We start from the raw sequence: 680 nt of genomic DNA, 5'->3' as shown, positions 1-680 counted from the left end.
CCCTCCTGGCCGGGACGCGGGGCGCCGAATCCCCGTGCGAAGTTCTCCGCGATGCCGCGGGGATTGAAGGCGCGCTCGGCTGCCAGGGCCTCGTCGGCCGCGGTCGGCACCAGCAGCCAGAGCCAGACATAGAGCAGCACGCCGGCTCCCCCGGCGAGCGCCAGGACCACCATGCCGACCCGGACGATCCCGACCGAGGTGTCCAGGTGCCGGGCCAGGCCGGTACACACGCCCGCGATGATGCGGTCCTCGGTGGAGCGGACGAGCGGTTCTCTCATGGGTCAATCCAAGCACGCGCGGGTGCACCCGACCTACCGGGTGGCGCCGAATCAGGGGAACCCGGCCGGCCGGTCAGGGAAGGGTCAGGGTGGCACCCCATAGAGGAGAGGGCTGCCGGTTGGAATGATCAAACCATGACCTCACACGCACCGATCCCGTCGGATAACGACGGCACCGACCGAACAGACGAACCGGACCAGCAGCCGGCAGTCCCCGAATCCGGGCAGGAATCCGCCCCGGCGGCGCCCCAGGCGCCCGCTCCCGACGAGCCCGAGACCGTCCAGGCGGCAGAGGACGACGACGCACCCGCCCATCCCACCCAGCCCATCCTTCCGGGCACCAACCCCACCCTGCCGCTGGGCGCCGGCTACCGGGATCCCGGCCACGCAAACGCGGCCGGG

1 protein-coding gene and 1 pseudogene are annotated in these 680 nt (G+C 71.9%); one reads left to right on the top strand and one right to left on the bottom strand.

What is annotated here, in order from left to right:
• Positions 1–278, bottom strand: a 278-nt coding sequence (locus tag AC5RUJ_RS17805) for a PspC domain-containing protein (protein ID WP_494156456.1), incomplete at its 3' end; no start/stop codon positions are given.
• 135 nt (positions 279–413) lie between these two features.
• Here AC5RUJ_RS17805 and AC5RUJ_RS17800 point away from each other — a divergent pair.
• Positions 414–680, top strand: a pseudogene (locus AC5RUJ_RS17800) (hypothetical protein); the annotation flags it as partial.

Source organism: Arthrobacter sp. Y3223164, assembly GCF_059091005.1.
The sequence above is the reverse complement of the archived record's forward strand: the minus strand, read 5'-3'. Positions and strand labels throughout refer to the sequence as shown.